Source organism: Mesorhizobium sp. C277A (assembly GCF_040324395.1).
Classification (GTDB): Bacteria; Pseudomonadota; Alphaproteobacteria; order Rhizobiales; family Rhizobiaceae; genus Mesorhizobium.
Genome location: NZ_JAMYVW010000002.1, coordinates 5,637,987 through 5,662,317 on the forward strand (window position 1 = coordinate 5,637,987; position 24,331 = coordinate 5,662,317).

At 62.0% G+C, this 24,331-nt stretch carries 21 protein-coding genes and 1 pseudogene; 14 read left to right on the plus strand and 8 right to left on the minus strand.

The window, feature by feature from the left end; genetic code table 11:
- Positions 1-173: 173 nt before the first annotated feature.
- Complete coding sequence (locus NKK52_RS27795) at positions 174-851, minus strand: sugar transferase (protein WP_023668816.1); 678 nt, start codon at positions 849-851, stop codon at positions 174-176.
- Between the two features lie 606 nt (positions 852-1,457).
- Here NKK52_RS27795 and NKK52_RS27800 point away from each other — a divergent pair.
- Entirely contained in the window at positions 1,458-1,730 is a 273-nt protein-coding gene (locus NKK52_RS27800; protein ID WP_023668815.1) for an exopolysaccharide production repressor protein, read from the plus strand.
- Positions 1,731-1,777: 47 nt separating this feature from the next.
- On the opposite strand, the gene NKK52_RS27805 is transcribed toward NKK52_RS27800, so the two are convergent.
- The 6 genes from NKK52_RS27805 to NKK52_RS27830 form a co-directional block, all read right to left on the minus strand.
- Complete coding sequence (locus NKK52_RS27805) at positions 1,778-3,613, minus strand: ABC transporter ATP-binding protein (protein ID WP_023684238.1); 1,836 nt, start codon at positions 3,611-3,613, stop codon at positions 1,778-1,780.
- A 6-nt stretch (positions 3,614-3,619) separates the two neighbouring features.
- On the minus strand, positions 3,620-4,588 hold the full coding sequence (locus NKK52_RS27810; protein WP_023684237.1) for a phosphoenolpyruvate carboxykinase (ATP): 969 nt from the start codon (positions 4,586-4,588) through the stop codon (positions 3,620-3,622).
- Positions 4,588-6,504, minus strand: a complete 1,917-nt coding sequence (locus tag NKK52_RS27815; protein WP_023684236.1) for a lasso peptide isopeptide bond-forming cyclase — start codon at positions 6,502-6,504, stop codon at positions 4,588-4,590. The genes NKK52_RS27810 and NKK52_RS27815 overlap by 1 nt, the downstream gene beginning before the upstream one ends.
- 3 nt (positions 6,505-6,507) lie before the next feature.
- Positions 6,508-6,882: a lasso peptide biosynthesis B2 protein gene (locus NKK52_RS27820; RefSeq protein WP_023684235.1), complete on the minus strand. Its 375-nt coding sequence runs from the start codon at positions 6,880-6,882 to the stop codon at positions 6,508-6,510.
- A 25-nt stretch (positions 6,883-6,907) separates the two neighbouring features.
- On the minus strand, positions 6,908-7,204 hold the full coding sequence (locus NKK52_RS27825; RefSeq protein WP_023684234.1) for a PqqD family protein: 297 nt from the start codon (positions 7,202-7,204) through the stop codon (positions 6,908-6,910).
- A 134-nt stretch (positions 7,205-7,338) separates the two neighbouring features.
- Positions 7,339-7,491, minus strand: coding sequence for a lasso RiPP family leader peptide-containing protein (locus NKK52_RS27830; protein ID WP_023684233.1), 153 nt, complete (start codon positions 7,489-7,491; stop codon positions 7,339-7,341).
- Between the two features lie 478 nt (positions 7,492-7,969).
- On the opposite strand from NKK52_RS27830, the gene NKK52_RS27835 reads away from it, so the two are divergent.
- From NKK52_RS27835 to NKK52_RS27875, 9 genes are all read left to right on the plus strand, one after another.
- Positions 7,970-9,094: a nucleotidyltransferase family protein gene (locus tag NKK52_RS27835; RefSeq protein ID WP_023684232.1), complete on the plus strand. Its 1,125-nt coding sequence runs from the start codon at positions 7,970-7,972 to the stop codon at positions 9,092-9,094.
- Positions 9,095-9,236: 142 nt separating this feature from the next.
- Positions 9,237-10,259 carry a glycosyltransferase family 2 protein gene (locus tag NKK52_RS27840; RefSeq protein ID WP_023684231.1) on the plus strand — a complete coding sequence of 341 codons (1,023 nt, stop codon included), beginning with the start codon at positions 9,237-9,239 and terminating at the stop codon, positions 10,257-10,259.
- A gap of 127 nt (positions 10,260-10,386) precedes the next feature.
- Complete coding sequence (locus tag NKK52_RS27845; protein WP_023684230.1) at positions 10,387-10,782, plus strand: hypothetical protein; 396 nt, start codon at positions 10,387-10,389, stop codon at positions 10,780-10,782.
- Positions 10,783-10,897: 115 nt separating this feature from the next.
- The gene (gene exoK, locus NKK52_RS27850) at positions 10,898-11,797 is read left to right on the plus strand and encodes an endo-1,3-1,4-beta-glycanase ExoK (RefSeq protein ID WP_023684229.1); all 900 of its coding nucleotides are present in this window, start codon (positions 10,898-10,900) and stop codon (positions 11,795-11,797) included.
- 55 nt (positions 11,798-11,852) lie between these two features.
- A complete protein-coding gene (locus NKK52_RS27855; RefSeq protein WP_023684228.1) occupies positions 11,853-13,184 on the plus strand; it encodes a UDP-glucose dehydrogenase family protein in 1,332 nt (443 codons plus the stop codon).
- 31 nt (positions 13,185-13,215) lie between these two features.
- A complete protein-coding gene (locus NKK52_RS27860; RefSeq protein ID WP_023684227.1) occupies positions 13,216-14,295 on the plus strand; it encodes a glycosyltransferase in 1,080 nt (359 codons plus the stop codon).
- Between the two features lie 230 nt (positions 14,296-14,525).
- Positions 14,526-15,767: a glycosyltransferase gene (locus tag NKK52_RS27865; protein WP_023684226.1), complete on the plus strand. Its 1,242-nt coding sequence runs from the start codon at positions 14,526-14,528 to the stop codon at positions 15,765-15,767.
- A 221-nt stretch (positions 15,768-15,988) separates the two neighbouring features.
- Positions 15,989-17,158 (plus strand): glycosyltransferase, encoded by a 1,170-nt coding sequence (locus NKK52_RS27870; protein ID WP_023684225.1) that lies wholly within the window; start codon positions 15,989-15,991, stop codon positions 17,156-17,158.
- Positions 17,155-18,618 carry a lipopolysaccharide biosynthesis protein gene (locus NKK52_RS27875; protein ID WP_023684224.1) on the plus strand — a complete coding sequence of 488 codons (1,464 nt, stop codon included), beginning with the start codon at positions 17,155-17,157 and terminating at the stop codon, positions 18,616-18,618. The genes NKK52_RS27870 and NKK52_RS27875 overlap by 4 nt, the downstream gene beginning before the upstream one ends.
- Before the next feature lie 225 nt (positions 18,619-18,843).
- On the opposite strand, the pseudogene NKK52_RS27880 reads toward NKK52_RS27875, so the two are convergent.
- Positions 18,844-20,010, minus strand: a pseudogene (locus NKK52_RS27880) (polysaccharide pyruvyl transferase family protein); the annotation flags it as partial.
- A 177-nt stretch (positions 20,011-20,187) separates the two neighbouring features.
- Between NKK52_RS27880 and NKK52_RS27885 the strand changes: the two are divergent.
- Genes NKK52_RS27885 through NKK52_RS27900 form a run of 4 tightly spaced genes read left to right on the plus strand, consistent with a single transcriptional unit; the run spans position 20,188 to position 24,281 of the window.
- Complete coding sequence (locus NKK52_RS27885; RefSeq protein ID WP_023684222.1) at positions 20,188-21,360, plus strand: glycosyltransferase; 1,173 nt, start codon at positions 20,188-20,190, stop codon at positions 21,358-21,360.
- 44 nt (positions 21,361-21,404) lie between these two features.
- Positions 21,405-22,400 carry a glycosyltransferase family 2 protein gene (locus NKK52_RS27890; RefSeq protein ID WP_023684221.1) on the plus strand — a complete coding sequence of 332 codons (996 nt, stop codon included), beginning with the start codon at positions 21,405-21,407 and terminating at the stop codon, positions 22,398-22,400.
- The gene (locus NKK52_RS27895) at positions 22,397-23,344 is read left to right on the plus strand and encodes a glycosyltransferase family 2 protein (protein ID WP_023684220.1); all 948 of its coding nucleotides are present in this window, start codon (positions 22,397-22,399) and stop codon (positions 23,342-23,344) included. Before NKK52_RS27890 ends, NKK52_RS27895 begins: the two co-directional genes overlap by 4 nt.
- On the plus strand, positions 23,334-24,281 hold the full coding sequence (locus tag NKK52_RS27900; protein WP_031196277.1) for a glycosyltransferase family 2 protein: 948 nt from the start codon (positions 23,334-23,336) through the stop codon (positions 24,279-24,281). Before NKK52_RS27895 ends, NKK52_RS27900 begins: the two co-directional genes overlap by 11 nt.
- Positions 24,282-24,331 lie beyond the last annotated feature (50 nt).

Sequence of the window (24,331 nt, forward strand, 5' to 3'; positions counted from 1 at the left end):
AACGTTTCCGATCCGTTTTGGCCCCATCCGCCCGATAGGCCTGCTGCCGAGTGCCTCCTTCGGAACCTGGCAGAATACTATGGCTGCAATGCGAGACCGGCCCATCGCCGAATAGCTTTGGACCGGATTGGCTTCGGGCCGTACCGGCCCGATTGCTGACCAGTTGCGGTCGGTCAGTAGGAACCGCGCGACATCCACACCGCAGGCACGGTCTTGAGGATGATGCGAACGTCTTCGAACAGCGACCAGTTCTCGACATAGTGACGGTCGAACGCGACGCGGCTGTCATAGGAGACATCGTTGCGTCCGCTGACCTGCCAGAGCCCGGTCAGGCCCGGCCGCGACTTCAAATAATAGACCGCGGCGCTGCCGTAGATCTCAAGCTCGTCACGCACCACCGGGCGAGGCCCGACAAGGCTCATATCGCCCTGCAGGATGTTGATGATCTGCGGCAGCTCGTCGAGGCTGAGCTTGCGCAGAACGGCGCCGACGCGGGTGACGCGCGGATCGTTCTTCAGCTTGCGGGTCGCGATCCATTCGGCGTTGGCTTCCGGATTGGCCGCGAGATAGGCGGCCAGCACACGTTCGCCGTCTTCGACCATGGTGCGGAACTTGAGGCAGGGGAAAATCCGCCCACCGCGTCCGATGCGCTTGTGGCCGTAGAAGATCGAGCCGCCGTCGGAAAGCTTGACCAGAAGGGCCACCATCAGGAACAGCGGGCTAAGCGCCACCAAGCCGACAAGTGAACCGAAAATATCGAAACTGCGCTTCAGCAGCCCGCCGATGGGTGGCGGAAAATCTACGCCGACATGCGAAAATGCCGCATTGGCCGACTTGGCAACGTCCCTCATGCAAAAGCTCCATACGTTGAACGGATGGTTTATGCCACGATACCAAAAAAATGCTGCAGCGCAACACACAATTTCCCATATGGCTGAAATAGTCACGTCAGGAATTGACTAAATAATAAACCCTCCTTGCCCAAATTTTGCCCTTTATGGCGGGTTTGTGACGAATAATTAGCAACCGTAGGAAATGTAATGCCTTTTTTCGGCGGGTTTTGGGCAAATCGTCCTTTGCTGCAGAGGGAACGGCTTTAACTGATTTTCGAATCACTGGCTTTGCTAAATTAATCAAGTAAAATACTAATCAACATTGTAGATTCTACTGTAGTATAAAGCGCATGACGAGTTAGGTCACCACCCCTGCATGTGCATCGCAGCATGGCGGAGTCCAAGCCGCCGCCAAGCCGAAAATTATTGCAGGTTGCCCTTGCCGTCAGTTTCGCGCCTTAATAGAGTCGCAAATTATTCCTGATAGAGTCTGGATGGGTTGGGAAGGCCGGAAGCAACCGGCCAAAAAGAGCAGCTAAATAAGCTCGCATGGCGAATGGGGAGATACTCGGGTGGGTAAGTCATCGCTTTTGCATGCTCGGGCCGGTTGACGGGCCGCCGAACATGTCATTACCAAAATTCGTCATTGGAATGGTTTTCGCCCTCGCGATCGTGGTCGCGTGGTCCTATGTCGACGGCGCGACGGTCACCACAACGGTGCTTCGCGTCATCGGCTGCGCTGTCCTCATCCAAATCGGTTATTTCCTGCTGGTGTATGTGATGATCGCCAGGAGCGCGCCGACATCGGCCGACAGGGCTCGTGACGCCGAAAGAAGCCTCGGCGCCGACAAGGCGGTTGAAGGCGAGAAGCTTTCGGCGAGGCGCAGCGTGCATTGAACAAACTGAAGCCGCAAGGTCGGCCTCGGATCATCTTGCAGCCGGACTCAGCCTGCTTCGGCCGGCTCGGGTTCCGATTGCTCGCCTGAAAGCATTTTCGACAGGCGGCTGCCGGCCTTCGCTTTCAACCTCTGATATTGCCCGACTTCGACGATTCGTCCATTTTCGACTGCAACCACCCAGTCGGCGAAGGCGATCATCGATGGTCTGTGCGCAATGGTCAGGATCGTCATCGATCCGCGCAAGCCGTCGATCGATTTGGCGATCAGGGACTGGTTCTGCCAGTCGAGCGCGCTGGTCGCCTCGTCGAGAATGAGCAGCGAAGGTTTGCGCAGCAGCGCGCGCGCCAGCGCGATGCGCTGGCGTTCGCCGCCCGAGAGCCGGACGCCGCGGTCGCCGACCACCGTGTCGAGCCGCAACTCCAGCCGCTCGACGAAGTCGGCGCCATGCGCAGCGCGCAGTGCAGTCCACAGCTCCGCGTCACTGGCTTGCGGCGCGGCAAGGCGCAGATTGGCGGCGATCGTATCGTGCAGCAGGAACACGTCTTGCGGCACATACGCCACCTGGTCGCGCCAGCGCCGGCGGTTGGCGGCGCCGATCTCGACGCCATCGGCCAGGATTTTGCCCTCGCTCGGTTCGAGCAGGCCAAGCAGCATGTCGGCAAGCGTGCTCTTGCCCGAGCCTGACGGACCGATCAGCGCCGTTACCTTGCCGGCGGGAAGGCCAAACGTCACATCGCTCACCACCGGCTTGCCGCCGGCCTCATAGGCAAAGAAGACGTTGCGGATGTTGAGCCCGACATCGAGCGACAGCTTGGCATCCGATTCGAGGTTTGCCGGCTCGCGTTCGGCATCGAAACGCGCCTGCATGTCGCGCATCGAGGCATAGGCCGGCAGGTTAATCAGCACCTGCTGCGCCTGCATCTGCATGTCCATGAAACGCGGCGCGATGCGCATGAACACCAGAAGCAGGACAACGATCTCGGCCAGCGAGAGGTTGAAGCGGACCAAAGCGACATAGATGAACAGGCTCAGACCAATGACGCTGGCGACCTGGAACAGAGCGGTGCCGATGGTGCTGTTGCGCACATAGTTGATGTTGTCGGCCTTCATCTTCTCCAGCGTCGCGCGAAGCTGCGCGTAATAGGTCGCCTCGACATTCAGGCTCTTGGCCACCTTGATGCCGCCGAGGAACTCCGAGACCGTTCGGTACTGCTCCTGGCGATTGCTGGTCAAAACCCGGCCGAAGGCGCTGGCTCGTGCCCGAAACGGCTGCAGTGCCAGGAAGGTGACGATGCCGACGACAATGGCAAACGCCGTCATCACTGTCGAAATGAACAGCGAGACAACGAGATAACCCGCCAGAAGCACGGCGATCTGCACCAGCATCAGCAGCGAGAACGCCGCCGACTGCACGCGGTCGATATCGCCGGTCAGCGCATGGTCGAGATCCGAGATGCGCATGCGCGCGAATATCCCCCACCGCGCCTTGCCGATGCTCTCGAACAGGTTCATGCGCAGGCGATTGATGAAGTCGAGCAGCAGCCGCGCCATGTAGACGGATTTATAACGGTTGAACGCCGCCTGCAGCGCGACAAGCCCGACCAGCAGGCAAAGCACCGTGGTCAATTGCAGCGTTCCGTCCGGCGCCAGCCAGCGCACCCAGTCGCGGTCAGGCAACCTGACCGCGAAATTCTGCTCGGGTCGCCCGACCAGATGCAGCAGCGGCACCAGAAGCAGGATCGAAATGCCTTCGGTCAGGCTTCCCAGGATCAGGAACAGCAATGCCGTGAAGGTCCTGCGCCCGCCGATCCGGGCCATGGCGGCGCCGAAGCCGGCGACATCGCGGTAAAACGAAAAGCGCAGGATCTGCGATGCGGACATGTCAGCTCACCGCGGCCCTTTGTCGGCCGCCAGATCGTTTTCGATCAGGGCGACGGCTTCGCCGATACGGTCGAGCCCGGTCGGCACTTCGAGGCGACAGACGCCGATCTGGCTGGCCAGGGCCGCGCATTGGCGAAGATGTGTCGTGGCAAAATCGCCGACCAGGGCTGGACGGCCGAAACGCGTCACATAGGAAAATTTGATGATGGCCGGCAGGGCGCCGATGCCTGGCAGCGGCGTGATCGCTGCCTTGTCGCTGCGCTCGAGGATATAAATCCGGGTCGCCGGCACCGCGTCTGCCGCAAATCCGGCGTGCAGGCGATGCTGCATCTTGTCGATCGCCGCATGCACCTGCGGGCGTATTTCTGCCTGGCGGATGGGAAACGCGGCGGCCGCATCGGCGGCGAGTTTCAGCTGCGGAAAGCCCGGAACGATCATCGGCCGGTCCGTGAGATCGAGCGCCACGACATCGTCGGTCAGCAAGCGATGGCCGGCCCGGATCATCGCGCTTGCAGTAGTCGATTTGCCGGCGCCCTTGTCGCCCATGAAGACCGCGCTCTTGCCGCCGACCGCAATGGCGCTGGCGTGCAGGATGAGCAGGCCGCGCTGGTGCAGGAGCAGTGCCATGACCGGACCGAGCAGCGGAAACGCCAGCAGTGCATCGTCGACATCAGGCGCCGGCTCCACCTCGATGCGGCAGGCATCGGTAATCAGGAATGCGCCGACCGTCTGCCATGCCAGATATTGCTGCCGCGCCTCGAAGCGGAAAGCAGTTCCGGTCTCGGGCGAGGGTTTTGGCAAGTCGATCGGGCCGACCGTGATCAGCACATCGACGCAAGCTGGTTCGCTCGGCTCTAGCTCAGGCAGTTCGACCTGCGAAGCGATCGTCAGCCCATAGGCTTTGTAGAAGTGCTGTGCGCGAGCAGCAATTGCATGGCGGTCATCAGCGGCAAGAGGCATGTTGGCCGGCATCATCAGTGGCTCCCGCGCTGTTGCACCTGCCGCAGCCACAACGATAGCGAAATCGAACGCCATACATACTGGACATCGGGCAAGGTCGCGGCCTCGGGTTGGCTGGAAATGCGGCCATAGGCGGCGGTCACCTCAGGCAGGTTGACGTAAGGGGCAATCCGCGCCGCATCTTTCACCAGCACCTTGTCCAGGAGATCGCGGTGATTGCCCAGCATGCCTTTGACCAAATTGGAGGTGAAATCGATCTTGTCGCGCCGCCACTGCACCGCCGGGGGCAAAATTCCTTCCATGGCACGGCGCAACACCGAGCGGCCAAAGCCCTGGTTCAGCTTTTCCGCGCCGGGCAGTGCCAGGCAGAACTCGACGAGAGGCTTGTCCCAGAAGGGGTAGCGCGGCTCGACGCCGAAATTCGCCGCCGCCTTGTCGAGCACCTCGAAGGCGTGCGGCACCATGCCGTTCGACAGCAGCCAGCGATGGGTCAAGGTCTCGCTGGCGCTGACCGCGGGCGGCATATAGCCGGCCCTGCGGAACCGTTCGACGAGGTCGGTACGCATCGCCAGGTCCGGATTGATCAGGGCGCGCCAGCTCGTCGCCGGCCGCCCAGTGGGATGGCGCCGCAATTTGCCAAGCACGCGGTTCGCGAACCGCTTGATTCTCGCGATGCGCCAGGCCGGCCCGTAAAGGGTAAGGAACTGGTAGTAGAGGCCGAGCATGCCATCGCCATAGGTGTTGGAGGCGCTGCGCAGCTCGCGCCACAGCTCCATCCATTTGCCGGCATAGGCGAGTTCGTGCAGATGGCCGTGGCCCTGCGAAACCACCTCGTCGCCGCCATGGCCGTCCAGCAGCACCTTCATGCCCTTGGCGCCGGCCGTCCTGTAGATGTCGCGGGTCAGCGACAGGCCGGGGGCCAGGAACGTTTCTTCCTGCTCCTCCAGGATGCGTTCGAACTCCGCGAAAGGCGCGTAGTTGCCGACGGAAATCAAAGTGCCGTCGACCTTCTCCTGTCCAAGCACTGCCTCGATGAAAGGCCGCTCGTCCATCGGCGAACCCTTTTCGAACACCAGCGAGAAGGTCGGCAGCCTCGGCTTTCGCTGCGCGGCATTCTGCAGGCCCGCCACGCAGGCGATCGACGAGGAATCGAGGCCTCCGCTCAGCATAGCACCGACCGCAGGCGTGCCGCGCATACGGTTGCGGACCGATTGCGAAAACAGATGCCGGAATTCCTCGGCCGTATCCGATCGCATCGGCCTTGGCGAGGGTTCGATCTGCCAGTAGCGGCGCAGCACCACCTGGTTGCCGGTCACTGTCAGACTGTGGCGCGCCGGCAGGCGGAAGATATCGGCATAGGCTGTCGACTGCGGATCGTCGGGCAGCCCGGCCAGGAATCCCGAAATCTGGTGTTCGCTGATGCGCATGTCGACGCTGCCGGCATCGAGGATCGGCCCGATCTCCGAGGCAAAGACGAAGCGCCGGTCGCTCGAATGATAGTAGAACGGTTTGACGCCGAAATGGTCGCGCACGCAAAACAGCTGCCGGCGCTCGCCATCCCAGATGGCAAAGGCGAAGTCGCCTTGCAGATGCTCGGGGCAGGCTTCGCCCCAGCGCAGATAGGCGCGCATCACAAGCACGGCGTCGGCAACCGAACTGTCCCGGATGCCGAGCCTGGCCAGCAATTCGTCGCGATTGTCCAGCCGGCAGTCCGCGGTGATCGCGAGCTTGCCGCCGGCCATGGTCAGCGGGCCGGGGCCGGCTTCATCGGTGGTGTTGAGCCAGGCGTGCCCAAGAACGACGCCCTCGTCCATCCACCACGAACTGCCGTCAGGCGCGCGATGTTGCATGCGGGCAAGCATGCGCTGAATGTCGGCCGCGGCGGCCGGCTTGCCTTCCTGCCTCAGCAGAATTCCGGCGACGCCGCTCATCGCTCACTGGCCGTGGTCGACGAGATGGTTAAACCCGCCAAGCGAGCCGCCGAGCACGATGTGGTCGCCGCTGACCAGCCAGGCATGCGCCTTCAACTCGGTGCCGGTATCGCGCTCGATGCCGATGCGGATTTTTGAGGCGTTGCCCTGGCGGGCAAGCAAATACTGGCCGGAAAGCGCTTGGGTCAGACAGCTTGCGCCAGGCACCAGGCGGGCAGCCGCAGCCACGCCCCAGGCGACACGCCTGAGATCGCCGATGTCGGCCGGTTCGCGCGCGTCGAACCGGGTCACCATGCCGCGAATCCTGTTATAGGAAAGCAGCGTCAGCCCCAGCCGCACCACCACGACCACCGCAAGGCAGTGCGCGAGAAAGAGCATCTCCGGCCCGCTCAGCGAGAAAGCTCTAGACAAGTTCCTCATCATGGAGCCTCGCAAGCCCGGCGTCCGCCAAGCCCTTCAACAATCCATCGACATCGGCCTTGCAGCGTTCCGGATCGACATTGTAGCGGTCCAGCACGGCGCTGCGGATTTCGGAAATCGGCCGCGGCTCCTGGATCAGCTCCCAGATATAGGCGCCGACGCTGTTCAGGCTGTAATAGATGGACCTCATATCGAGCAGCGCCAGGCCGTTGCCAAATTCGCAGGCCACGGCATCCTTGCTCGCGCTCACCCGATCATGGTCCGAGGGGTTCCAGTCCATTCCTAAACCTCACTCACAACACCAACGCTTCGGCAATTCCGGACAAAGACGCGAGAGCCGGGGTTTGACCCCCGACTCTCCTTAGTGCGCTCTGTTTGCAGAGTCCGGACTTTGTCACCCCAACGAGAGAAGACTCAGGAGAAGGTGAGTTCGCCGACCGGCGTATGTGCCGGAAACGAGGCGTCGAGTGCCGTAGTACCGCTACCGCCTTGCGTGATGGTCTCGATCGAGCCGTGGACCGTCAGGCTAGGGGTTTCGTACTCATGCTTTTCAACATTCTGTTCCAATTTACTCTCCACTTGTGGACTGGAAGCGGCCTGTCGATTGCCGGCAGCGAGCTATTGCTGCACCGCAATAGCTGCATGGCAGCATTTATGAGTCAAGCCTGATTTACCCGCCGTTAATCAATTCTCGGTTGCGGTTGCCTTCAATGGTGATCAAAACCGCTTGCATTTTCACAGCCTAGGCGATTTCAGCGCAGTGTCCGTGGTGCTTAACTAAGCAACTGATTCTATTAGATTAAATTTTCTAGTCGAATGCTCGTCATTTGGGCGCGTTCCCACAAGATTGTTGCTGACGTGTCGGGCAGAGGCTCCGATCAGGCGACGACTTGCATCACGTTGTACGACTGTGTCGTTAGACGTCAGGTTGCAGGAAAATTGTCTCCAAGGAAAAAACTGGACGCGGCGCATGAATTTGGCGATGCTTTGCTTCGCACTTGCAATATAACGCGCCTGGCGAATTTTTGCGGAGATGCTGCAGTATATGGCCTTGCAGGAAGGGACCTTCGAAAGGTTGCGCGCCGCTGGCTGCGCCGACGAAGTGGCCTATGTGCAGGCGTGCCTGCGGCTGTTCTTCGCCTCCGGGGCGAGCCCCAGCACCGCGCCTGCACCGGCCATCTCCGTTGCCGATGTTTGCGACATCGCCAGGCTGAACAAGGTCGCCACCTTCATGCTGAAGGCGCTGTCGCGGCCACCGGCGGGCGAGACGCCGCCGGGATTGCTCGAGTGGCTCGACACTTATCGCCGGCGCACGATTGCGATGAACTCGTCCGGCATCATGGATTCGATGGCCATCGACAAGGCGCTGCGCGGCAGCAGCATCGATTTCGTCTTCCTGAAGGGCCCCCTCCAGCAGCAACTGCTCTATGGCGACCATTTCATGAAGCCGTCCGGAGATGTCGACATATTGGTGTCGCCGGCCGGCTTCTTTAGAGCTCGTGATGCGCTGCGCTCGATCGGCTACGAGGTCGCCGGCAAGTCCCGCTCCGTCTGGTGGGTGCGCTTTCTGGGCGAGCAGCACATGGTTCGCAGCCAGGGTCGGAAATTGTCCACCGTCGATCTCCACTACCGGCTCCAGCAGCCGGGATCGCCGAGCCCGCGCGATACGGAAGGGTTCCTGCGCCGCAAGCGCGCGCTTGCGATCGCCGGCTCCAGCGTGCCGTTCATCTCGGCCTCCGACACTTTGCTTCTGTCCTGCATCAGTGTCGCAAAGGCGCTGTTCAACCGCGAGCCATGCGCGGGCTATGTCTGCGATATCCGGGCCGCTGCCAGTCGGCTGAGCGAGGCCGAGCAGCAGACTGTGCTCGACTACGCGGCCGAGCAGGGGCTGGCCGACACCCTGCTGCTGGGCCTGCGCGCCGCCGATGTGCTGCTTGGTGGCGCCGGCACGCTGCTGTCGGATCGGGCCACCAGGATCCTGTCACGCATCGGCAATGAAGACCTGTTCCACATGGTCATCGCGCCGTGGCTGTCGTCGCTCAGATGGCCGCAACGGCGCACCGTTTTGTGGGAATTGTGCGGCCGCGAACCTGTCCGCTACCTGACCGAGGCCGGCTGGGCCGCGTCAGCCGACCTCAGCCGGCGGATTTTCGAGCGGGAAAGCCGGTGACGATGAGGGTCGTCATGCAGCAGGCAGATAACGTTCCGTCCCGATCCGCTGGGGATGGATCGGGGGATGGATCGGGGTCCGGCGCCGCGGGCCGGGAGGGCGAGGGGCCTCGCGACACTTTATGCAATCGAAAGGCCACCCTATGTCCATGACAGAATCCCGGGTCTGCGTGATCATCGCGGCGCGCAACGCGGCCCGGACCATTCCCGCAGCCATCGCCTCGGCGCTGCGCGAGCCGGAGGTGGCGGAAGTCGTCGTCGTCGACGACGCCTCCACCGATGACACCGCAAAGGTGGCCAGCGCTGCCGATGATGGCAGCGGCCGGCTTTCGGTCATCCGGCTCGACGCCAATCGCGGCCCGTCCTTCGCCCGCAATACCGCCATTGCCGGGTCGAAATCACCTTTCATCAGCATTCTCGACGCCGACGATTTCTTCCTTCAGGGACGGTTTCGCCAGCTGTTTGCCAGCGCCGACTGGGATTTCGCCGCCGACAACATCATGCTGATCCGTGACGATACGGCGACCGATGTCTCGAAGATCGTCGCCCCGTCCTTTTCGGCGGACCCGGAATTCCTCGACTTCGAGCGATTCATCGAGGGCAACATCTCCAGACGGCGTGTCCAGCGCGGCGAACTCGGCTTTCTCAAGCCGGTGATATCAAGAGCTTTCCTCGACAGGCATGAGCTGCGTTACGACGAGAACCTGCGTCTCGGCGAAGATTACGAACTCTACGCCCGCGCCTTTGCCCTTGGCGCACGCTTCAAGGTCATCCGTTCCTGCGGCTATGGCGCGATCGTGCGCGCCGATTCGTTGAGCGGGCGCCACAAGACACAGGATCTGAAGCGCCTCGCCGATGCGGATCTGGCACTGCTCGAGATCGACAGCCTGCCGGAAGGCTCCAAGGCCCTGCTGCGCAAGCACGAGCGGCATGTGCGTGACAAATACCGGCTGCGCAATTTTCTCGATGTGAAGGCCGAGCGCGGCATGGCGTCTGCCGCCGCCTATGCGCTGGCCAGCCAGTCGAATCTCATTCCCATCGTTGTCGGCGTGGCCGCCGACAAGCTCGATGCGTTGTTCCGCCACGCCGGTCTGCCCCCGCGGCAGCAGCCGGTGCCGCCCTTGCGCTTCCTCATGGCCGGTACCAGCACGGCGGCGCAAAAGTAGGCTCCGCCAAGTCCGGGACGGCGGCCGCAAGGCTGAAAAAATTGCCTTTCTGAAACTCGGAGGTTGCCTACACGCCCCGACGATGGCACTGTATGTTGCGGTGCAGCAATTTTGGAAGGCCAACCGGATGGCTTCAATTTTCGGCTTCAGGTCCAGGGACCCGGCGCGGGACAAGCAGACCGATCTGGCGCGTTTCGACCGTCTGGCAAAGCTGTTGGATCAGATCACGGTCGAGATTGCGGCCGAGAAGACCGGGCTGGAGGCCCGCTACCGGTCGAAGTCCACCAACGCGGCCTTCCTGGTCGAGTCGATGGAGAACGGCTCGGCGTCGGCAAGCAAGCTGTCGGAAGTCGGCGAGTTGACGAAGTCCATCCTGAACTGCGAACAGCGCATCGCCGAGCTGGTGCGCCAGACGAGCCGGATGAAGGAGCTGCGTCATTCGCTCGATGCGATCGTCGACGAGAATGGCCATGGTTTTGATTCGCACGGCGAATATGTCAAATCCGCAGGTCGCTTCGGCTGAACACGGTCACACGAGACACAGAAGAGAAAGTTCGGGGACGGAGGATCGGCCCGTTAGCAATGTGGGCCAATCGTTGACTTTGGGTTGGGGCGGAACAGCACAAAGGTGAATTGATATGAACGCAGATCCGAAGACGACGCCCATGGCGGCAATCGATGCCATGATTTCCGCGCGGCCAAATCGGCCAATGCGTCTTGTATTCCCAACGCGTCTTCTATCCGTTGGTGCGCTTCTGTTGGCGGCAGCCGCAGCTCTGCTCGGCGCCGCGCACCCCTCCCGCGCCCAGGACGCCTCCCCGGAGATGCAAAGCGCACCGTCCTTCGTCGACGATTTCAAGAGTTTCGATCGTTCGCGCTGGTATGTCTCCGACGGCTGGTCGAATGGCAATCACCAGAACTGCACCTGGTCGAAAAGCCTGGTAAAAGTTTCCGACAAGATGCTGACGCTCGGCTTCGAAAAGCGCAAACTGAAGGACCGCGAGTTCGCCTGCGCCGAGATCCAGACCAAGCAGCGCTTCGGCTATGGGACCTATGAAGCACGGATGAAGACCGAAACCGGATCCGGTCTCAACGCCGCTTTCTTCACCTATATCGGCCCTGCCGACAAACAGCCCTGGTATGAGATCGACTTCGAGGTGCTGACCAAGGACACGTCCAAGGTGCAGGTCAACAGCTACATCGCCGGCAAGCCCAAGAACGAGAAGCTGGCCGAGGTCGAAGGCGGCGCCGACAAGGGCTTCAACGACTATGCCTTCATCTGGGAAAAGGACCGACTGCGCTGGTACGTCAACGGCAAGCTGGTCCAGGAAGTGACCAATCCCGAGCAATTGCCGACCCACTCGCAGAAGATATTCTTCAGCCTCTGGGGCAGCGACACGCTGAAAAACTGGATGGGCGCCTTTTCCGACCCCGGCCGCCAGGTGACGATGCAGGTGCAGCGCGTCGCCTTCACCGCGCTCGGCCAGCCGTGCCAGTTTCCGGAATCGCTGGCATGCAGTGTAAACAGCATAAAGTAGATCTGAACCGGCCCGGCTATATAAGGCCAAAGGGCGTGAACAGGAATTAACCCGAATGAATTTGACGGTCTTTGGAATTGGCTATGTCGGTCTCGTGCAGGCCGCGGTGCTGGCGGAGGTCGGGCACCAGGTGGTGTGCGTCGATGTCGATGAAAAGAAGGTCGAGCGGCTCAACCAGGGCCTGGTGCCGATTTTCGAACCGGGACTGGAAGCCCTGGTCAAGGAGAACCACGCCGCCGGCCGCATCAAGTTCACCACCGATGCCGCCTTCGGCGTCAAGCATGGCGAGATCCAGATGATTGCGGTCGGCACGCCACCCGGCGAAGATGGTTCGGCCGACCTCAAATATGTGCTGGCGGTGGCCGAGACCATCGGCCGCGAGATGGACAGTCCCAAGATCGTCGTCGGCAAGTCGACCGTGCCGGTCGGCACCTGCGAAAAGGTGAAGGCCAAAATCGCCGCGACGCTGAAGGCGCGCGGGCGCCATGACCTGGCTTTCGACGTCGCTTCCAATCCGGAGTTCCTCAAGGAAGGTTCCGCCGTCGCCGACTGCATGAAGCCCGACCGCATCATCGTCGGCACCAACAGCGAGGACACCGAGGCGGTGATGCGCGAGCTCTACGCACCGTTCAACCGAAACCACGAGAAGATGATCGTGATGGACGTGCGCAGCGCCGAATTCACGAAGTACGCCGCCAACTGCATGCTGGCGACCAAGATCTCCTTCATGAACGAAATGGCCAATCTGGCCGAGCAGCTCGGCGCCGACATCGAGGAGGTGCGCAAGGGCATCGGCTCGGATCCGCGCATCGGCTATCACTTCATCTATCCCGGCCTCGGCTATGGCGGTTCGTGCTTCCCCAAGGATGTCCGCGCGCTGATCAAGACCGCCGAAGGTGTCAAGTTCGACGCCAAGCTGCTGCGCGCCGTGGAGGAGCGCAACAATGCCCAGAAGTCGGTGCTGTTCGACAAGGTGCACCGTTATTTCAAGGGCAGTCTCAAGGGCAAGACCTTCGCGCTCTGGGGCCTCGCCTTCAAGCCCAACACCGACGACATGCGCGAGGCGCCGGCGCGCGTCCTGATGGAGGCGCTGTGGCAGGCCGGCGCCAATGTGCAGGCCTACGATCCCGAGGCTATGCAGGAATGCCAGGCCATCTACGGCCTGCGCGACGACCTTTTGTTGTGCGGCACCAAGGAGGCGGCGTTGCGCGGCGCCGACGCGTTGCTGATCGCCACCGAGTGGAAGAGTTTCCGCGCCCCGTCCTTCGACGCGGTGAAGGATGCCCTGACCACGCCGGTCATCTTCGATGGCCGCAACCTCTATGATCCCAAGGTCATCGCCCGTCACGGCATCGAGTATTTCTCGATCGGCAGGATGGCGGCGTGAAGGCAGGGCGGCACAACGCGGAGCCAGGTTCATGAAAGTTCTGTTTGCAGGCGGCACCGGCTACACGCCGCAATTCAGCGGGGGCGTCCAGTCGAGCACCCACCACCTGGTCGAGCAATTGCGCGAAAACGGTCACGAGGCATCCGTTCTGGCAGCGCTGTTCGGCGACGGCATGTTCGGCTTCAGGGCGCGCGCCAAGATGAAGCTCCTTCGTCAGCGCGCGGTCATCGACAATTTCCCGGGCTATCCGGTTGTACGGGCGTGGTTTCCCTGGGAAGCGGCCGGCTTCGCCGTCAAAAAGTTGAGGCCGGATGTCGCGGTCGTGCAGTGCCACAATTCGGTGCCGATCGGCAGAGAGCTGCAGAGGCTTGGCGTGCCGCTGACCGTCTATCTGAGGAATGTCGAATTCGACGAATTGGCCGGCGATCTGCGTGATCTCCATTCGGCGGTCTATATCGCCAACTCCGAGTTCACCGCGCGCGCCTATAAGGCAAAATTCGATATCGATTCGACGGTTATTCCGCCGACCATCAATCCCGCGTTCTACAGCACACCGACGACCGGTGAATTTGTCACGCTCATCAATCCGTATGAGGAAAAAGGCTTCGATCTTGCGGTGCGCATTGCCGCCGGCTGTCCCGAGATCCCGTTCCTGTTCGTCGAAAGCTGGAAGCTCGACGACGATCATCGAGCCCGGATCGAAGCAACAATCTCTCCCCTCCAGAACGTCAAGCTTGAAAGCCGCACCAGCGACATGAAGACGGTCTACGGCCGCACGAAAATCCTGCTTGCGCCCAGCAAATGGGAAGAAGCCTGGGGCCGGGTGGCCTCGGAAGCGCATTGTAGTGGCATTCCCGTGGTCGGCTCGCGGCGCGGCGGTCTGCCGGAAGCGATCGGCGCCGGCGGCGTGGTACTGGACTACGACGCACCGCTCGCCGACTGGGTCGCAACGGTCAGGCGGCTGTGGAGCGACGAGGCCGAGTACAAGCGGCTGTCAGCGACAGCACGTCAGTTTTCGGAGCGGCGGCAAATGAACCCCGACAGCCAGTTCGCAACGTTCATGGGCGTTCTCGACCGCGCGAGACGTGTCGGTTTGGAGCGCGCAGCCTAAACGCGTCGTGTTGCAGTTCAGCTGAGACGCTGCACGACCGTGGTCGCGCAAAGTTCCCGTGAGCCAGGTCCAGGCGTCGTGCGCCTATCCGTCCGGATCACTTTTAATTGCTGCAGTGCAATATTTTGTGGCACTGCAGCAATTAACGTGTATTCTGCCTGTCTACATTAGGGCTTGTGCGATATGGACCGCTTGAGGGTCAGAGCAAGCCCCAACCTTATGGGCGGGTCATGCGCGTGGGCTTTGTCGTCGGCGAATTCCCTCTGCTTTCGGAAACCTTCGTCGTGGACCAGATGGCTGGGCTGCTGGCGCGGGGCTTTCAGGTCGAAGTCGTCTGCGAAAGGATGCAAGGTGACCACCGAATTGACCGGCAAAGCGAGCCGATGGCGACGCTGCTCGCTAGAACCCGACATTGGTGGCGATGGGCCGCTGGAATCAGCAAATTTGTACAGCGTCTGCCGCCGCGTCTGCGATACAAGGCCTCGACCGTTCTCGACATCGCCTTTGCACGCCGCCTGAACCGCTGCGACGTGATTGTCGCCCACTTCGGACAGAACGGCGAGAGAGCAGCCGCACTGAAGAAATGGAAGGTGCTCAAGCCACCGATCATAACCATCTTTCACGGCGCGGACGTGGCGATCCCGGCGCGGCAGGCAGTGCTCGCGACACAATATGCCGGGCTGATCAAGCATGGGACCCTGAACCTGCCCGTCAACGATTACTTCCGCACGATGCTGCTGGAAGCCGGCCTGTCGCAGGCGAGCACGACGGTCCACCATATGGGAATTGACGCCCGCGAAATCGGCTATCGCTGGGAATCGTGGGAAGGCACCCAACTGGTCGTGACGACGGTTTGCCGCCTGGTCGAAAAGAAAGGCGTCGAGTTCGCCTTGCGAGCCTTGGCCTCCCTCAACGCCTCCCAGCCGCAGCTAGACTGGCGTTACGACATTGTTGGCGACGGTCCTCTGCGGATGAATCTGGAGAAGCTGGCCGTAGAGCTGGGCTTGGCTGGTCGCGTAACGTTCCTCGGCAGCCTCCCTCACGCGGAGGTGAAAAGACTGCTTCGCATGGCGCATCTCTTTTTGCTGCCAAGTATCACTGCCAGCGACGGGGATATGGAAGGCATTCCGGTCGCGCTCATGGAGGCCATGGCCGCCGGATTGATTGCGGTCAGCACGTATCATTCGGGAATCCCGGAGCTCATCAAGGATGGGGAGACGGGGTTGCTTGCGCCCGAGCGAGATATCTCAGCGCTTGCCGGCAAACTTGCCTGGGCCGGGGAGCACCCGACCGAATGCGAGCGTATCGCGCTTGCCGCACGCCGCAAAGTCGAGGACGACTTCAACGCAGATGTTCTGAATGAACGTTTTGCGCAGATCGTTACCCAACTGGCCACATCGAGCCCTGCGCATGAACCTGCCGGTCATGTCGGGGTTTCCGAGGGCTTGGCGGATCCTTCATCTGCCGGCTGACACTGCTGCTCTGCGTTTGATCGGCAGACACGCCAAGCCGAGGGAAATCTTGCTACACTGCACCAAAAATGTTGCAGTGCAGCAAGACCTATACTAACGTCCCTGCGGGTGGGCCAACAGCGGTAGAGTTCCATGCTGCATGTCTTGTGCCTCCGGCACCCTGTTTTCGGCCCGGCTTTTGTCAAGGGCACACCGGCTCTCCGCACGAGCGCATCCTGCCGATGAAGATTTGCTTCGTAGTCGACAAGTTCCCCTCATTGTCCGAAACCTTTGTTCTCGACCAGATAGCCGGATGCCTTGAGCGCGGCATGGAAGTCGGCGTCGTCTGCAACGAGACGTCCTTCGGCAGGGACAGCAACATCGATGATCCGCGCTGGCAGGCGCTGCCAGGAAAGGTCGTATGCTGGTGGGGTGGCCTGGGTCGCTATCGCCCGCTGCTCAGGAAGTGGTCCGGCAGGTTCTGGGACAAGCTCTCGACCGCCATCGACATTGCTCATGCGCGAAAACTGCAGGGCGCCGACGTCATCGTTGCCCATTTCGGCAACAACGGCATGCGCGTGGCCCGCGCCATCAAGCGCGGGAGGATTTCCGCTCCCCTGGTGACGATATTTCACGGCCGTGATGTCGGCGAACCGCTGCATGACAATACGCTCGCGCGCTACAAGATTGTGTTCGAAAAGGGCGTTCTTCAACTGCCGGTGAATGCGTTTTTCCGCGATGCCTTGATTGAGGTCGGTGCATCGCCGGAGCAGGTTGTGGTTCACCATATGGGGGTGCGGCCGAGTGACATCGACTATCGGTGGCGTTCATGGGAGCAGGCTACGCTCTCTTTCATCTCGGTCTGCCGCCTGACTGAAAAGAAGGGCATCGAATATGCGCTTCGCGCGCTTGCTGGCCTGCCGCGGCGAGACTGGATCTACTCGGTGATCGGCGGCGGAGAACTTCTCGAGGAGCTGAAGGGGATCGCCGCAGAGCTCGGCATTGCCGACAGGGTGAATTTTCTTGGGCCCCGGCCGCACAGCGAAGTCAAACAGCGTCTGCGCGATGCGCATGTGTTCCTGCTGCCCAGCGTCGGCGCCCGCGATGGCGATCTGGAAGGCATTCCGGTTTCGCTGATGGAAGCGATGGCCGCCGGCCTGACGGTGGTCAGCACATATCATTCCGGGATCCCTGAACTGATCGACGATCACAAGACGGGTTTTCTCGTGGCTGAGCGGGACGTTGCGGCGCTGACCGGAAAGCTTGCCTGGATCGCCGAGAATCCGAAGCCGTGTGAAGAGATCGCTCTCGCGGCGCGCAAGAAGATCGAGGCCGAGTTCAACTCCGATCTGCTGAACCAACATTTCGTGGAAATCGCCATGCGGCTTGGCGAAACGAGGTCGCTTGCATGAACGCCAATCCGCCCCCCCAGTTCGGTCGTGTCGCCCTGCGCGGCGGGCTGGTAACCATCGGCGCCCAGGGCTTCAAGATGGCGATCCAGTTTCTCTCCGTCATCGTGCTGGCCCGTCTGCTCGTCCCCGAGGATTTCGGTCTGGTGGCTTCCGTCGGGCCGATCGTGGCCTTCGTCGGGCTGCTTCAGAATCTGGGCCTGCAGCAGGCTGTGGTTCAGCGCAAGGACATCAGCAACCAGCAGCTCAACCAGGTGTTCTGGATCAGCGCGCTCGTCGGGCTGGGTAGTGCCGTGGTAGTGGCCGGCCTGGCGCCTGCCATCGCCGCGTTCTATGGCGATCAACGTATGTCCGGCATCACCCTTGGCTCCGCCCTGCCGCTGCTTCTCGGCAGTCTCGCCGCAGTGCCGCTGGCGTTGATGAACCGGCACCTGCAGTTCGGCCAGCTCGCACTGAACGACGTGATAAGCGCCGCCGCCGGACTTCTGGCCGCCGCAATCGCGGCCTATGCGGGGTTGGGCTACTGGTCGCTGGTCATCGGCCCGGCGGTTTCGGCAGCTATCGCCCTGGCTGCCGCCTGGCTGGTGGCGCGTTGGACGCCTTTGCGGCCGGACCTGAAGGTCGATGCCGATATATTGTCGTTCGGCGCCAACCTGACCGGCTTCAACCTCGCCAACTTCTTCTCGCGCAATCTCGACAACATTCTCATCGGAAAATATTCCGGTGCGATCGAACTCGGCTATTACGACCGCGCCTACAAGCTCCTGTTGTTCCCGCTGCAGAACATCAACCAGCCGCTGACACGGGTCATGGTGCCGCTGCTCAGCCGCATTCACGATGACAAGGCCCGCTTTCGCGATATCTATGTGCGCACCAACTGGATGCTGGCGGCCGTTACCATGCCGGGCATCGCGGCGCTGACGCTGACCTCTAATCAGATCGTCGGACTTCTCTTCGGCGCGGGCTGGGCACCGGTCGCACCGATCTTTGCCTGGCTGGGCATCGCCAGCCTGGTCCAGTCCGTTTCAAGCACGACGGGATGGATATTCATCTGTCAGGGCAAGACGAAGACCATGTTCCATTGGGGCATCTATTCGTCGCTGACGACCGTCGCTGCCTTCGTCGTCGGCCTGCACTGGGGCGCCGTCGGCGTTGCCGCGGCCTATGCCATCAGCGGTTACGTGCTGCGCGTTCCCGTGCTGGCGCTACTGGTCCATCGCGTCGGTCCGGTGACCGCCGCCGACTTCCTGCTCATGCAGGGGCTTTTCATCGCCTCGTCCCTGCTTGCCTGGTTCCTGTACCTGTGGTTGCCGGCGTCTCTAACGGGCCAGTCAGACCTGCTCGCGGTCTTTTTGGCGCTTGCCCTCAACTACGGCATCGGTCTCGTTTTCATGCTTGCCGTCCCGCAGTCGCGACGCGCCTTGTTCACCACCCTGTCCAACGCCGCGCGCAATATCCGCTGAGCGGCCGGCGATCAGCGGCGCCAGCAGGTTTGTGGCCGACATTGCCGAAGCATGTTCTTCGAGCACGGCCTGAAGGCTTGTCTTGCGATAGCGGTCGAGATTTCCCGCAAACCGGCCGAGCTTTTCGCGCGCCTCTTCGGGCGTCACGGTGTCGATGTCGAGCAGCACATCGTCGACACCGATTCGCTTGGCCACTTCCTTGGTTTTGAACTCGTAGGCGATCGGCAGCACCGGCGTGCCGACGCAAAGCGACATGATCATCATATGCATGCGCGTCGCGACGACGAAGTCGAAGCCCTTCACCAGCGCCATCAACTGGTCCGGCGTGTGGAACGAAGCGTCCACCGTCACGTGGCTGGCGATCTCAGGATCGAGCTCGGCAACGATGGCCTGCGCGGTCTTGGAATCGTCATGGGCATATTCCGGCACACCCTGACACGTGGAGACGAAGGTCACCTCCTTGCCAAGGTCCCTGACAAGAATTGTGGCGATCTCGCGGACCGAATCCAGATAGCGGCGCATGCCGCCCTCACCGTCGCTGACGTAGTTCCAGTGGCGGACCGAAATAGCGACGCGGCCCGTCGACGCCGGCGGCTGGCTGGAAGCGAGACGCTTGCCGATCCTGTCGGTATCGGCCAAGGCGAATACGGCATCGGCCACCACGTGGCACTTGCCGAGATCCTTCACCAAGTCCCGGATATGGGTCCGCGACCGTTCGTCGCGCAACAGGATGAGCGGACTGCGGTCAAAGATCGGGCCGAGCTCCTGGCGGTTGTAACTTTTGTCGAACGGACCGAGGGATTGCGTGAAGAAGACCGGATCTTTGCCAAATACGGCATCGAGCCTGAACTGATTGAGGCGTCGTTCGAGATTGTAGTTCTCGACGAGATAGGTTCCCCCTGTGGTGACCACCATGTCCGCGTCGGCGTAGATATCGAGACCGCGCCGGTCGCGATGGCTGAAAAAATTGCCTAGCGCGCTGCTGCCAAACCAGCGCAGGGCCTGGAGAACGAGCCGATTGTAGATCGGCTTGAACCGGTCCCTCAGCCCGCTGCCATTCTTGTATCGGAACAGGGATTCCGACAGCAGCTTATGAAATTCGAGGTCGGGATAATCCGTCTTCGGATAGAGTCGTTCCGCAACCTCGGGCTGGCTGTCGAAGACGGCAAACCGCACGTCGCCTTGCACGATCGTCTTGAGAATGTGGCGGATCGCCAGCAGAATCGCCGCATCCCCGGTATTCAGGCAGACTGTGTTTTCAACGACGATCTTCATGGGATACCTCATTTCGTCAGCAGATTCCGCGGCGTGGCCTGCGGTGCCTAGGACGGGCATGGTGACCGAAAATACCCACGCCAGGACGATCCCGATGCGGCTCGCGTCACAATCCATCGCTGCATCGGGCTGGGTGACCAGCCAGAGCGGCGCTCAAGCCCGACGGAGGGTAACGCATCAATTTTGCAGTGCAACAAAAAACGTGCACTTATGCTACGGCGCACCAAAAATGTTGCGATGCAGCAAAAGCTGGGTTAGCATTCCCCTGGGTGGGCCAACAGCGGTCGAGTTTTCATGCTGCATGTCTTGTACCTTGTGCACGATGTTTCCGACCCGGCGGTGCGCCGGCGGATCATAATGCTCAAGGCAGGCGGCGCGCGGGTCACGTTGGCCGGCTTCCGTCGGACCACAAATGCTGTTCCCGACGTCGAGGGGCTGCAGCCGGTCGACCTCGGCGCGACGCGTGACGGCCGATTCGGCCAGCGTCTGGCGGCGGTCGCCAAGGCGGCGCTGTCGATAGGCTCGAAGCTTGCGGCGATGCCGAAGCCCGACCTCATCATCGCGCGCAATCTGGAAATGCTGGCGCTGGCCAGGCGCGCCAAGGCCGCCTTTCGCGGCGGCGTGCCGATCGTCTACGAATGCCTCGACATCCATCGCCTGGTGCTGCGCAATGACATGCTGGGCAAAGCACTGCGCACAGCGGAGCGTTATCTCGCCCGCGACGTGAAGCTTCTGGTGACGAGCTCACCGGCCTTCATCGCCAATTATTTCAAGCCGTTCGGGCAGGTCGCCGCACCGGTGGAACTGGTCGAAAACAAATACTTCGAAACCGCGCCGATCGCCTTGGATGACAGGTCAAAGGCCGAAAACCCTGCAGCACCCCCGTGGCGCATCGGCTGGTTCGGCGCGCTGCGCTGCCGCCGCTCGCTGGAGCTGCTGGCCGACTTCACGCGCCGTCAGGGCGGGCGCTTCGAGGTCGTCCTCCGGGGCCGTCCGGCACTCTCGGAATTCCCGGATTTCCACGCTTTTGTCGAGGCCGAACCCTATCTCTCCTTTCGTGGCCCCTACCGCAACCCGGAAGACATGGCCGCGATCTACGGCGAAGTGCATTTTTCCTGGGCGATCGATTTCTTCGAGGAAGGGCAGAATTCGGAATGGCTGCTGCCCAACCGCCTCTATGAGGGCTGCCGCTTCGGCGCCGTGCCGATCTCGATGGGCAATACCGAGACCGGGCGCTTTCTCGACCAGCAGGACATTGGCGTCCTGCTTTCCGATGCCACGCCCGAAATCCTGGAAACCGCGCTCGGCCGCATGGACCAGGAGCACTTCGGCAAGGCCAAGGCGCGTGTGCTGGCCCGCAACCCACGAACCTGGAGCTACGACCGCAGCGACTGCCGCGCCTTTGTCGACAGGCTGCGCGGTCTGGCGGCGGTCCCCGGTCCCTTCGTCACCGAAGCGCTGGCTTAGCGATGGCTGATGATGGGAAAAATACAGAGCATGGGAAGGCGCCGATGACGCAAACCGAAGCGCTGCCGCCAAGCCTGATCGTCATTCCGTGCCTGAATGAGGCAGCCCATATCGGCGCGTTGCTCGAGCAGCTCAGGCCGGCAGCGCTAAGGCTCGGCGCCCGCATCGTCGTTGCCGATGGCGGCAGCACCGATGGTACTTTGGCCATTGTCGAAGCGGTTGCGGCCAAGGACCCTCAGGTCGTCCTCCTGCACAACCCAAAACGTATCCAGAGCGCGGCGATCAATCTCGCCGTCGCCAGCCTCGGTGACGGCGCCGAATACCTGATCCGCATTGATGCCCATGGCGGCTATCCCGCCGATTATTGCGACCGGCTGGTCGAGGAGGCGCTCGCCACTTCAGCCGATTCGGTCGTCGTCTCGATGCTGACCAGCGGCAGCGGCGCGGTGCAGAAAGCGGTCGCGGCGGCGCAGAATTCCAAGCTCGGCACCGGCGGCTCCAAGCACCGGCACCTCTCGGCCGGCGAATGGGTCGACCACGGCCATCACGCGCTGATCCGGATTTCGGCCTTCACCGCGGTCGGCGGCTATGACGAGAGCTTCAGCCACAATGAGGATGCCGAACTCGACTACCGGCTGCGCCAGGCTGGCTACCGCATCTGGATGAGCGGCAAGACGCAGATGGTCTACTATCCGCGTTCGTCGCTGAAGGGCCTGTATTTCCAATATCTCGGCTATGGCCGCGGCCGCGCCAAGAATGTGCTCAAGCACCGTATGATCCCGAAAGTTCGGCAGATGATCCCGCTGCTGGTGGCGCCGGTCGTCCTTCTCGCGGTATTTTCCTTTATCCACTGGCTGGCGGCGGTGCCGCTGCTGGTCTGGACTTCGGTCTGTCTGGGCTACGGCGCTGTGACCGCCATCAGCCAGCGCAATCCCAACAATGTGCTGGCGGGCATTTCGGCGATGGTCATGCATTTCGGCTGGTCGCTCGGGTTTTGGCTGCAACTGCTCGGCTCGCGATCGCAGCGCGGGGTGGCATGATGGTCGCCGACAGCCGCCGAATCGACATCTGCGTCTGCACGTTCCGGCGGCCGGAACTGGCCGACACGCTGCGGTCGCTCGCTGCCATGGATATGCCTGCCGGTTTCGGCATCGGCGTCATCGTCGCCGACAATGACGACGAGCCGACCGCCGAGCCGCTGGTGACCGCGCTGGCGAGCGAATTGAAGCTCGTGGCCCGCTACCGGCACGCTCCGGCGCGCAACATCTCGGTTGCCCGCAACGCCTGTCTTGATGCCAGCACGGCCGATTTTGTCGCCTTCATCGACGACGATGAAACCGCTTCCCGGCAATGGCTGGCCGAACTGATTGCTATCGCGGAGACAAGCGGCGCCGAGGCCGTGCTCGGTCCGGTGCGGGCGCTCTACCGCCCGGATGCGCCGGACTGGATGCGCAAGGGCGATTTCCATTCGACCTTGCCGGTCTGGGTGCAGGGCGAAATCCGCACCGGCTACACCTGCAACGTCCTTTTGAGGATGAGCGCCGACAGCTTGCGCGACCGTCGTTTCAGTCTGGCGCGCGGCCAGAGCGGCGGCGAGGACACCGAATTCTTCAACCGCATGGTCAAGGCAGGCGGTCGCATCGCCTTTGCGCCGGAGGCGTGGGTCGAGGAAGTCGTGCCGCGTTCGCGAGCCGCTTTCGACTGGCTGCGCCGCCGCCGCTTCCGCTTCGGCCAGACGCACGGCCACCTCATCGGCCATGACGCAGGCGTGATAGAGCGTGCGAAGGCTGTCGGCCTTGCCTCGGCCAAGGCCGTCTATTGCTTCGGCATGGCGGCGTTGACCGCGATTAGCCCGGTCCGCCGCAACCGCAGCGTGCTGCGCGGCATCATGCATGTCGGCGTCGTCAGCGGCCTGGTCGGTATCAGCGAAATTCGCCAATACGGACTGTCTTCCCCGCAGCAAGGAGGCAAGCGTGCAGCCTGACGTCTCCTTTGTCATCGCAGCCTACAATGCCGCGGCCACGCTCGACCGGGCGATCGCAAGCGCCATGGCCCAGCGCGATGTCAGCGTCGAAATCATCGTCGCCGATGACCAGTCGCGCGACAACACGCTCGACGTCGCAAGAGCCTATCCAAAAGATGTCGTCAAAGTGGTTGCGCTGCCGGCAAATCGTGGCCCTGGCGGCGCCAGGAATGCCGGGCTCGAACTGGCTTCCGGCCGCTGGGTCGCGGTGCTCGATTCCGACGATGCCGTCCTGCCCGGGCGGCTTTCTGCCATGATCGCGCGGGCCGAAAGCGCGGGCGCTGTGATCGCCGTCGACAACCTCCAGGTGGTGCGCGAGGACGGCATTGCCGAAGCGACGATGTTTCCCGCCGAATATCTGGAGGGCCTGCGTGAAATCACGCTCGCCGACTACATCGCTGGCAACATCGTTTTCGAATCCACGTTCAACCTTGGCTATCTCAAGCCGATCTTCCAGCGCCGTTTCCTGATCGAAAACGGGCTGCGCTATGATGAAAGTCTGAGCATAGGCGAGGATTACATCCTGCTCGCCAACGCGCTGGCCAAGGGCGGAAAATGCGTCGTCGAGCCGACGACCGGCTATATCTACCACATCCGCACGGGCTCGATCTCGCGCGTGCTCGAGCTTCACCATATCGAGGCGATGCGCAAGGCCGACGCGGTCTTCGCCGAGACCAATTCCATGGACGCTGCTGCTGCGGCCGCCTTCGCCAAACGCGCCCGCAGCCTGCGCAAGGCGGCATCGTTCCTGTCGCTGGTCCAGCACATCAAGGCGCGTTCGCCGTTGAAAGCGATACGCACCGCGCTAAGTGATCCGGCGGCTGTCAGGCACATGTCGATGCCGATCGCCGTCCGCCTCAAAAGGGTGGCGGCGCAGTTTGCTGTCGGCGCGGAGTAAGGAGGGCGAGTACATGAAGACGTTTGTTCGTGGCCTGCAACAGGCTGAAA

Excerpts from the sequence above, each read along its gene's own strand:
- NKK52_RS27885 (WP_023684222.1), top strand. The coding sequence starts at position 20,188 with ATGCTGCATGTCTTGTACCTTGTGCACGATGTTTCCGACCCGGCGGTG.
- NKK52_RS27870 (WP_023684225.1), top strand. The coding sequence starts at position 15,989 with ATGAAGATTTGCTTCGTAGTCGACAAGTTCCCCTCATTGTCCGAAACC.
- NKK52_RS27895 (WP_023684220.1), top strand. The coding sequence starts at position 22,397 with ATGATGGTCGCCGACAGCCGCCGAATCGACATCTGCGTCTGCACGTTC.
- NKK52_RS27840 (WP_023684231.1), top strand. The coding sequence starts at position 9,237 with ATGTCCATGACAGAATCCCGGGTCTGCGTGATCATCGCGGCGCGCAAC.
- exoK (WP_023684229.1), top strand. The coding sequence starts at position 10,898 with ATGAACGCAGATCCGAAGACGACGCCCATGGCGGCAATCGATGCCATG.
- NKK52_RS27805 (WP_023684238.1), bottom strand. The coding sequence starts at position 3,613 with ATGTCCGCATCGCAGATCCTGCGCTTTTCGTTTTACCGCGATGTCGCC.
- NKK52_RS27800 (WP_023668815.1), top strand. The coding sequence starts at position 1,458 with ATGTCATTACCAAAATTCGTCATTGGAATGGTTTTCGCCCTCGCGATC.
- NKK52_RS27825 (WP_023684234.1), bottom strand. The coding sequence starts at position 7,204 with ATGGACTGGAACCCCTCGGACCATGATCGGGTGAGCGCGAGCAAGGAT.
- NKK52_RS27865 (WP_023684226.1), top strand. The coding sequence starts at position 14,526 with ATGCGCGTGGGCTTTGTCGTCGGCGAATTCCCTCTGCTTTCGGAAACC.
- NKK52_RS27835 (WP_023684232.1), top strand. The coding sequence starts at position 7,970 with ATGGCCTTGCAGGAAGGGACCTTCGAAAGGTTGCGCGCCGCTGGCTGC.
- NKK52_RS27890 (WP_023684221.1), top strand. The coding sequence starts at position 21,405 with ATGACGCAAACCGAAGCGCTGCCGCCAAGCCTGATCGTCATTCCGTGC.
- NKK52_RS27875 (WP_023684224.1), top strand. The coding sequence starts at position 17,155 with ATGAACGCCAATCCGCCCCCCCAGTTCGGTCGTGTCGCCCTGCGCGGC.
- NKK52_RS27810 (WP_023684237.1), bottom strand. The coding sequence starts at position 4,588 with ATGATGCCGGCCAACATGCCTCTTGCCGCTGATGACCGCCATGCAATT.
- NKK52_RS27860 (WP_023684227.1), top strand. The coding sequence starts at position 13,216 with ATGAAAGTTCTGTTTGCAGGCGGCACCGGCTACACGCCGCAATTCAGC.
- NKK52_RS27845 (WP_023684230.1), top strand. The coding sequence starts at position 10,387 with ATGGCTTCAATTTTCGGCTTCAGGTCCAGGGACCCGGCGCGGGACAAG.
- NKK52_RS27820 (WP_023684235.1), bottom strand. The coding sequence starts at position 6,882 with ATGCTCTTTCTCGCGCACTGCCTTGCGGTGGTCGTGGTGGTGCGGCTG.
- NKK52_RS27855 (WP_023684228.1), top strand. The coding sequence starts at position 11,853 with ATGAATTTGACGGTCTTTGGAATTGGCTATGTCGGTCTCGTGCAGGCC.
- NKK52_RS27795 (WP_023668816.1), bottom strand. The coding sequence starts at position 851 with ATGAGGGACGTTGCCAAGTCGGCCAATGCGGCATTTTCGCATGTCGGC.
- NKK52_RS27815 (WP_023684236.1), bottom strand. The coding sequence starts at position 6,504 with ATGAGCGGCGTCGCCGGAATTCTGCTGAGGCAGGAAGGCAAGCCGGCC.